The following is an 8,092-nucleotide window of genomic DNA, read 5'->3' on the forward strand; positions in this document are numbered from 1 at the left end:
ACTAACTATTAATGGGTTAATATGAAGGTTTATTGTTACGGCTCTATAAACATTGATCACGTGTATCAGGTACCGCACTGGATGCAGCCCGGAGAAACCCTTGCCAGCACTCATTATCAGCGTGTTTTGGGCGGGAAAGGGACCAATCAATCTATTGCGTTGGCCCGCGCTGGTGCTTGTGTGTCACATATTGGCCGTCTGGGTGCAGGAGATGAGTGGGCTAAGGTTGAAATAGCCGCTTCGGGAGTTGATTGTCAGTTGGTTGATGTCACTGATCAGCCTAGCGGACATGCTATTATTCAAGTAGATGCCGCTGGCGAAAACAGTATCCTGTTGTATGGTGGTGCTAATCAAAGTTTCACGCAGGCCGATTTGGATGAGCTTTTTCGCGGGCTTGTAGCGGGGGATTGGTTATTACTGCAAAACGAGTGTAGCTTGACTGGTTATGCTATGGAAGCTGCAATAAAACGTAAGGTGCGCGTTGCCTTCAACCCATCGCCGTTAAGTAAAGATATAACTTTGCTACCCCTTGAGCAATTAGCTTTGCTGGTCCTGAATCAAGTTGAAATGGTTCAACTTTTCCCGGAGTGCGAAGGCTTAATGTCGTCTCCCGAGATGTTAATGACATATATCGAAAAGCAGCTGCCTGATACGGAGGTTGTTGTCACCATGGGTAGTTCAGGGGCTTTGTGGTGTGGTCCTGCCGGGCGTTTTTTTGTGAATGCTTTTGATGTTGAGGTAGTTGATACAACCGCCGCAGGAGACACATTTCTCGGGTATTTATTAGCGTCGATTGTATCAGGCCTAGCGCCTCAGGCCTGTTTGCATCAGGCGTCTGCCGCGGCGGCGTTAGCTGTGCAAACATCCGGTGCTTCTACCAGTATTCCACTGAAAAGTAGAGTTGAAGATTTTTTATCGTAATCCGGTGAGTGTAGGCTCATTGAAAATGCCCAATGAATGCGTTGGTTTTTGTTGTTTCCTCATAAAGTTTCAAAGTTAATAGGTAACGTATGTCTCATAAAATGATTTTAGATACAGATCCGGGTATTGATGATGCTATGGCTATTTTTACCGCTATGGCACATCCGGAGATTGAGCTGCTTGGGTTAACAACAACATTTGGTAATGTATCTGTTGCTCAAGCTACGCAAAACGCGCTTACTTTGGTTGAAATGGCAGGCTTAGATATCCCAGTAGCTCAGGGTGTGTCTACACCATGGGTTAAAGCTCTGGCTCCTTTTCCTGATTTTGTGCATGGCGCTGATGGCTTTGGTAACCTGGATTTAGAGGCTCCAAAACGCAAAGCTGTGTCTAGCAGTGCTGCCGAGTTTATCGTGGAACAGGTAAACCGTTACCCACACGAGATCTCGCTGGTGGCTGTTGGGCCGCTAGGAAACTTAGCGACAGCGCTTAAGCTTGATCCTAGTATCACTTCTAAAGTTAAGCAGGTCGTGATCATGGGAGGGGCGATAGCAACGGATGGTAATGTTTCGCCCGTAGCCGAGGCAAATATCTTGTCTGACCCTCATGCGGCAGAAAAAGTGATGGCGGCTCATTGGCCTGTTGTTATTGTGGGGCTTGATGTGACGCATCAAGTGGTATTAAGTCCTGAGCTCTTTGATGAGATTCGTGATAACAACCCGAAAGTGGGGCAGTTTATGCACGATGCCGCGGAGTTTTACACCGCTTTTTACAGCAGTGTGCGCCATATTAACGGTTGCTATGCTCACGATGTCTCTGCGGTAGCTTATGTGGTTGAACCCAATATATTTGGTACCGAAAGCGGAGAAGTTTGTGTGGCTACAGAGGGTGTTGCTATTGGCCAAACGATTATGAGTCGGTACGGCATCCCCTACCCTTTAAATTTTTGGGAAGATCGCCCCAAACAAACCGCCTGCATGACGGTTGACGATCAGCGACTTATCACTTTATTTAAAACTGCGCTGACTAATAGTACTTGGCAGTCATAACTCACAGGGCATTAAGTGATGCATGCAGATAAAACGTTATTACAAGCTATAGATTTTAATGATCCTGATGCGCAGCAACGTTTTGTACAGTCATTGCGGGAAACAGGCTTTGGAGTCCTAAAGAACCATCCAATATCGCAGTCGTTGGTGGAGTCAATTTATCAACAGTGGCAGGACTTCTTTAATAGTACCGACAAGCAGAACTTTCTTTACAACAAAGGCAAGCAGGATGGCTTTTTCCCGGCGAGCGTATCTGAGACCGCTAAAGGCAATACGGTCAAGGATATAAAAGAGTACTACCACTTTTATCCCTGGGGGCAATGTCCTGTTGAGCTTCGCCCAGCACTGACTCAATATTATAAAGAAGCGACTCAGCTGGCAGCGTTGTTGTTAACTTGGGTTGAAAAATACAGCCCAGCTAGTGTGTCGCAAAACTATAATGAGCCGCTGACTAATATGATCACCTCCAGTGAACAGACGCTGTTACGTATTCTTCATTATCCGCCGTTAAGAGGTAATGAGGAGGTCGGGGCTATCAGAGCTGCAGCGCACGAAGATATTAATTTGTTAACTATTTTGCCGGCGGCAAATGAGCCTGGACTGCAGGTGCTGAGTAAAACAGGAGAGTGGTTGGATATTCCCTGCGAATTTGGCAATCTAATTATTAATATAGGTGATATGCTGCAAGAGGCATCAGGGCATTATTTTCCCTCTACGACTCATCGAGTTGTTAATCCTGAGGGACAAGGCCAATCCCGGTCTCGTATATCACTGCCTCTATTTTTACACCCGCGGCCAGACGTCAGGTTGTCTGAACGTTTTACTGCCGGTGAATATTTGCAGGAGCGTTTAAAAGAATTAGGAGTAATCTAAAGCGACATAGATCGCTGTATTTCAATAGTTCACATCGGTAGCCATGAGATTGACAGTTTAATCATTATCCGGAGGATAATAAGCATGTCTAGAAATCACCAAGCGCTGCCAGTGCAGCTTTTCGAATTGGCCTTTGCTGTGCCAGTTGTTGTTAATGCCCGCGTTACTAAAATGATGATGTCGGGCGGATCCCCTTCAGCTAAAGATCAGAAAGAGTTTTATCGAATGGGAGAAGAAAAAGTAGAAGCTTTTTTTGAATCGTGGCAAGCGGTATCGAAAGTTCTCTTTGGTTTTCAGCAAGATTTTTTTCGTGCAAGTTTAGATGTCACCCGCACGACCACCCCCTTCGACCCTCTAGACACTTATCAAGCTTATCAAGATGCTACACACAAATTAGCAACCAAAGGGCTTGCTCCTATTCATCGGCGTGCTGTATCAAACGCTAAGCGGTTAGGATAAGCCTGTAAAGAAGGCTTTCATGTTTTGTCATATTCTCTCTGTTACACTTTGCTCTATGCAGTATGTGGTAACAGGGAGTTCATATGACAATCAAAGCCATCTTATTTGATCATGACGGGACGTTAGTTGATTCGGAAAGCTCCCATTTGGCGATATGGCAGACAGTGCTATCACCTTTTGGCGTTTCGGTTTCGGATAAAGAGTATGCAGACCTCTTTTTGGGGGTTCCTACAGAGAAAACAGCGGATGAGCTGTGTAAACAATATCCTATACCTATCACTTCAGAGCAGCTCGTCCAGTTAAAGTTAGACCAAACGCGAGCTTTCTTAAAAACATCATCGTTTCCTCAAATACCAGGTGCAGAAGCGCTACTAGCTGAATGCGCTAGCCGCCTACCGATTGCGTTAGTGAGTGGTTCGCAGCGCTTTTGTATAGATGCCACACTCGATAGCCATCAATGGCATTCATTTTTTTCGCATGTGGTTACCGGAGATGATGTATTGCTCAATAAACCACATCCGGATAGTTATTTAAAAGCACTTGAGTTGTTGGGTGTTAAAGGGCATGAAGCGATTGCGATTGAAGACACCGAAAGCGGTGCAAATGCTGCCGCATCGGCCGGTATAGCCACTGTAGCAATTAGGAATCAGCATTCAGCAACTCATGATTTTTCCCGAGCAGCTATTGAAGTAGAAAATCTTGCTGATGCGAAGGCGTGGATTTTAGCGCAACTAGATGCTTAGCGAAGGAGGTAATAGTGGAGACGGAGATAACAGATGCATCTGAGATATTTTCAATTGAAATGAAAGTGCGTGATTATGAGCTCGATATGCAAGGAATTGTGAATAATGGCGTATATTTCAACTATCTGGAGCATGCAAGGCATGAATACATGCTGTCAAAAAATATTGATGTGGCCGGACTTGCGAAACAAGGTATCAATTTAGTCGTGGTGCGTTCAGAACTGGATTATAAGAGCTCATTATATTCAGGAGATTTATTTCGTGTTTCGGTGAAGCCTGAGCGTGTCAGCAAAGTAAAGTTTGGTTTTCGCCAGCAGGTCATCAGAAGTCATGATGCTAAGGTGTGTGTAGATGCGTTTGTCATCGGTACGGCACTGTCCGAAAAAGGGCGTCCTTTCGTACCAGAGTGGTTAAATATGCTACCGCCTAATAAAGCGTGATCAGGCGGTAGCACATCGACCCTATGCGATCACTTTCCGTCTAACGATTAACGCTAATCCAAGGCCAAAGAGTGCCAGTGTCATCGGCGCCGGAACATCCGAAGTTGGGACATTAGCTACAATAGGCGTTTGTGTCATATTGATTATGTTGCTTGGGCCACCAAAAGTTAAACCCGTAATGAAAGCTGTCGTATCAGTCGGGTCTAGTGCTGCGGTGGTTTCAATTCCTAAAATTTGGAAAAGAGTTACATCTTCACTTGTGAAGGTATCGAAATCGTAAATCACGCCGTCTTCTAGTTGGAAGTTGCCGACAAAGTCACCGATTACTGAATCATAGATGCTAAGGATGTACTCACCATCACCAATCAGTGGAAGTAGGATAGATTCAAAGGTGTTGTCGGACAGCATTTCATATGTGTAGCCAATAGCAACCTCTGGATCGATAAAGATCATTTCATCAGACTTTTCGAATGTAAATGAAAAGCCGCCCGTTGCCTCATTGATCTCATCAGGCATGAGCGGGTTTAGCTGTGTAGAGCCTGCTGCCGCGCCATCAGATACGGATGATGAAAAGTCCCCTTGGATAAATACCGCTGAATCGTAAGCATCATCACTCGTATCAGCAATGGCCAAGGTAATGGTATTCGATACACCTGGATTTACCGGAGCTGCGAAGGACAGTACGGTAGTTAAGCCGTCTAGCTCCGTATCCCGTTGTTCGTTGGTATTGTCAATATAGAACTCGCTATTACGGTCTGCATTAACATTGTTGATAGCAACCGGGCTGCCATCTGGCAATAATGCATAGTTAACATCGTTGACAAAGAAGCCGAACACATCATTGAAAGAGCTATTTGCAAATTCGGGGTATTCTTCTGAGCCAAAAACGTATGAGAATTCGAGCTGGTCACCTTGAGGCGTAAAATCGAATGTTAGTATCGACGCGTCATGCGTTAATGTACCTGACGTTGGGAAATCGTCGATAGGTTGGTCTATTTCAGGAATCTCAAAGTCCGGGATCTCTCCTTCTGGAAATTCAGAGCCCGGAAATTCCCCTTCCCCGCCGCTAGGAGTGCTTGATTCAATAAGGGTGTCTAACAACGCGGAACCCGGCATGCCGTTGCTGGATCCGGCTGAGCTACTTGTGTTTGGACCTAGGACATTAATAACATTACCAGAAGTGAGTATGGCTCCTTTTTCGATGCCAATGGCCGCGCTACCTCCAGTAAATAGGCCGGATGCGCCCAGCGCACCTGTGTAAGTCACACTATCGATAGATGTGATTCCGTCCTGAATAAGGGCTTGTGCCAATATTTCTGCGTCAGAGAGAGTTGTTAATTCAGCTACACCTAGCGTGATCTCGTTGGCTGTTGCGACGCTGCTAATGCCTACTGATAGCAAGCTTGCACTAAGCAGATACTTACCAAAACTTCCTTTTTTCATTCCGCTTTACCTCTCATATTATTGTGTATTGGTTCTAGCAATATTGATGCCATTACCTAAGTGTTTGATATTATGGGTCTTAATTTAAACAAACTAATCGAATGTAAATAATTCTGACAGTAAATATAAGGCCTTTCTGTTTTGAATGCTGTGGCTGGTGTTGATCGAGTTCGGTGGTATTGTGTGTTGTGCGGCGCACAAAACAGCAGAGGTTTTAGATAATGAAGACTCGAACTATTAATTTGGCGTTACAAGGTGGCGGCGCTCATGGTGCTTTTACATGGGGAGTCCTCGATCGCCTGTTGGATGAGCCTTGGTTGGATTTTGAAGGGGTTACCGGTACGAGCGCTGGGGCGATGAATGCGGTAATGTTGGCAGAAGGCTGGAGAAAAGACGGAAGGGCGGGGGCAAAGGAACAGTTATCCGCATTTTGGGGAGCCGTTTCTTCAAAAGGCTTTGGCTTACTGCTTCCTGAGGGAGTAGAGAGCTCTTTAACGCGTTGGTGGTTGCATACAATGCAGTATATCTCCCCTTATGACATCAATATGCTTGATATAAATCCACTGCGAGACATGCTCTCTGGATTAGTAAACTTTGAGGCGCTTTCAAAAGAAAGCCCATTCAGTTTATATATAGCCGCTACCGCTGTTCGATCAGGTAAGCTGGCGTTGTTCAGGGAGTCTGTCTTATCTGTTAACCACCTGCTAGCGTCGGCATGTTTACCTAAGATACACAAAGCTATCGAAATAGACGGCGAGTATTACTGGGATGGTGGGTTTGCGGGTAATCCAGCTATCTTTCCGTTGATTTACGATTGTTCAAGTAAGGATATCCTTATTGTTCTATTGCAAACCTTAGATTTAGATGCGCTGCCAACGGGCGCTGAGGCAATTGCTGAACGTGTCACTGAGCTTGGTTTTCAAGCACACTTTATGAGAGAAATGCGAGCCATTGCTGAGTTTCGAGAAAATGTTTCTTTTGGCTTTGTCCCGGGTACGAAGGCATGGAAGTTACAAAAAATGCGGCTTCATATTCTTCAGAATCAAGCGTATCTTTCTAGCTTGGATCAAGCGAGTAAATATAATACCCGTAAAGGTTTCCTTGAGGCGCTATTCTTGGCGGGTCAGAACACGGCAGAGCAATGGCTGTCTCAGCATCAAAATGACATAGGTCGTAGGGCGAGTTGTGATATTAGCGCATTGTTTGGCGCCTAGCGTATCGAAGTGGCATTTCAAGCGGTAGAATAATTCACCAGTTAAAATAAGTGAGTATCAAATGAGTGTAGAAGAGCAGTCAAAGAACATAGAAGAGTCTGGGCAAGAGGAGTCAGGAAAACCTCGTCGGGGTATCTATTTATTACCTAATTTGTTCACGACAGGAGCGCTTTTTTCTGGCTTCTATGCTGTTGTTGCTGGTATGAATCAGCAGTTTGAAGTGGCTGCTATTGCCATCTTTGTAGCTATGGTTCTTGATGGGCTAGACGGTCGTATTGCGCGAATGACTAATACATCCAGTGCTTTTGGTGCTGAATATGACTCGCTTTCGGATATGGTGTCTTTTGGTGTGGCCCCAGCCTTAGTTACGTTTAGCTGGGTTTTAGGGGATTTAGGTAAGCTAGGTTGGTTTGCAGCGTTTATTTATGTGGCCGGTGCGGCACTTCGTTTAGCTCGTTTTAACACACAGCTCGGCTTTGCTGATAAGCGCTATTTCGTTGGGCTGCCTTCACCGGCAGCAGCAGCGGCTGTTGGAGGGTTAGTTTGGTCGGCGACCGCTCATGATATAGATCCCGCGCCTTATGCTTATCTTATAGCGGCATTTGTGTCGGCAGCAGGCATTCTGATGGTTTCTAATGTCTTGTATTACAGCTTTAAAGATATAGACCTAAAAGGCAAAGTGCCCTTCATCATTCTTGCTTGTATCGTACTGGTCATAGGTATTATCTCAATCGAGCCTTCTTTCTTCTTATCTTTGTTGTTTTTTGTTTATGCAGCTACGGGGCCTCTTTATTGGGTGTGGCGAAAATGGCGTAAAGCTTGATGCTTGAGCAATGACAGGGGGTAAAGCGTCAATCAGGGATGAACGAATTGATGCTAAATAACCCTTTTTGTTTATTTAATGATCAATATAAGGCGCCTTTTATGGGTGCCTTTATTTTTTGGCCTTT

The 8,092-nt window shown here is 45.2% G+C and carries 9 protein-coding genes; 8 read left to right on the top strand and 1 reads right to left on the bottom strand.

Going from position 1 to position 8,092, the window contains the following annotated elements:
• Positions 1-21: 21 nt before the first annotated feature.
• From OW491_RS04405 to OW491_RS04430, 6 genes are all read left to right on the top strand, one after another.
• On the top strand, positions 22-921 hold the full coding sequence (locus OW491_RS04405; RefSeq protein WP_290034825.1) for a ribokinase: 900 nt from the start codon (positions 22-24) through the stop codon (positions 919-921).
• Between the two features lie 89 nt (positions 922-1,010).
• Positions 1,011-1,970, top strand: coding sequence for a nucleoside hydrolase (locus OW491_RS04410; RefSeq protein ID WP_290034826.1), 960 nt, complete (start codon positions 1,011-1,013; stop codon positions 1,968-1,970).
• An 18-nt stretch (positions 1,971-1,988) separates the two neighbouring features.
• Complete coding sequence (locus OW491_RS04415) at positions 1,989-2,843, top strand: 2OG-Fe(II) oxygenase family protein (RefSeq protein ID WP_290034827.1); 855 nt, start codon at positions 1,989-1,991, stop codon at positions 2,841-2,843.
• 84 nt (positions 2,844-2,927) lie between these two features.
• Entirely contained in the window at positions 2,928-3,302 is a 375-nt protein-coding gene (locus tag OW491_RS04420; protein ID WP_290034828.1) for a polyhydroxyalkanoate granule-associated phasin, read from the top strand.
• Positions 3,303-3,385: 83 nt separating this feature from the next.
• Positions 3,386-4,045, top strand: coding sequence for an HAD family phosphatase (locus OW491_RS04425; RefSeq protein ID WP_290034830.1), 660 nt, complete (start codon positions 3,386-3,388; stop codon positions 4,043-4,045).
• A 14-nt stretch (positions 4,046-4,059) separates the two neighbouring features.
• A complete protein-coding gene (locus OW491_RS04430; RefSeq protein WP_290034832.1) occupies positions 4,060-4,485 on the top strand; it encodes an acyl-CoA thioesterase in 426 nt (141 codons plus the stop codon).
• Between the two features lie 21 nt (positions 4,486-4,506).
• Here OW491_RS04430 and OW491_RS04435 read toward each other — a convergent pair whose 3' ends face one another.
• Positions 4,507-5,928, bottom strand: a complete 1,422-nt coding sequence (locus tag OW491_RS04435) for a choice-of-anchor L domain-containing protein (protein ID WP_290034833.1) — start codon at positions 5,926-5,928, stop codon at positions 4,507-4,509.
• A 221-nt stretch (positions 5,929-6,149) separates the two neighbouring features.
• Here OW491_RS04435 and OW491_RS04440 point away from each other — a divergent pair, with 221 nt between their 5' ends.
• Positions 6,150-7,142 (top strand): patatin-like phospholipase family protein, encoded by a 993-nt coding sequence (locus OW491_RS04440; protein WP_215151637.1) that lies wholly within the window; start codon positions 6,150-6,152, stop codon positions 7,140-7,142.
• Positions 7,143-7,203: 61 nt separating this feature from the next.
• Positions 7,204-7,965 (top strand): CDP-diacylglycerol--serine O-phosphatidyltransferase, encoded by a 762-nt coding sequence (gene pssA / locus OW491_RS04445; protein ID WP_075174207.1) that lies wholly within the window; start codon positions 7,204-7,206, stop codon positions 7,963-7,965.
• Positions 7,966-8,092: the final 127 nt, after the last annotated feature.

The organism is Neptunomonas sp. CHC150, from assembly GCF_030397555.1.
Classification (GTDB): domain Bacteria; phylum Pseudomonadota; class Gammaproteobacteria; order Pseudomonadales; family Balneatricaceae; genus Neptunomonas; species Neptunomonas phycophila.

What these genes read in the sequence shown, in the direction of transcription:
- OW491_RS04425 (WP_290034830.1), top strand. Translation starts at nt 3,386, where the DNA reads ATGACAATCAAAGCCATCTTATTTGATCATGACGGGACGTTAGTTGAT.
- pssA (WP_075174207.1), top strand. Translation starts at nt 7,204, where the DNA reads ATGAGTGTAGAAGAGCAGTCAAAGAACATAGAAGAGTCTGGGCAAGAG.
- OW491_RS04435 (WP_290034833.1), bottom strand. Translation starts at nt 5,928, where the DNA reads ATGAAAAAAGGAAGTTTTGGTAAGTATCTGCTTAGTGCAAGCTTGCTA.
- OW491_RS04405 (WP_290034825.1), top strand. Translation starts at nt 22, where the DNA reads ATGAAGGTTTATTGTTACGGCTCTATAAACATTGATCACGTGTATCAG.
- OW491_RS04415 (WP_290034827.1), top strand. Translation starts at nt 1,989, where the DNA reads ATGCATGCAGATAAAACGTTATTACAAGCTATAGATTTTAATGATCCT.
- OW491_RS04440 (WP_215151637.1), top strand. Translation starts at nt 6,150, where the DNA reads ATGAAGACTCGAACTATTAATTTGGCGTTACAAGGTGGCGGCGCTCAT.
- OW491_RS04420 (WP_290034828.1), top strand. Translation starts at nt 2,928, where the DNA reads ATGTCTAGAAATCACCAAGCGCTGCCAGTGCAGCTTTTCGAATTGGCC.
- OW491_RS04410 (WP_290034826.1), top strand. Translation starts at nt 1,011, where the DNA reads ATGTCTCATAAAATGATTTTAGATACAGATCCGGGTATTGATGATGCT.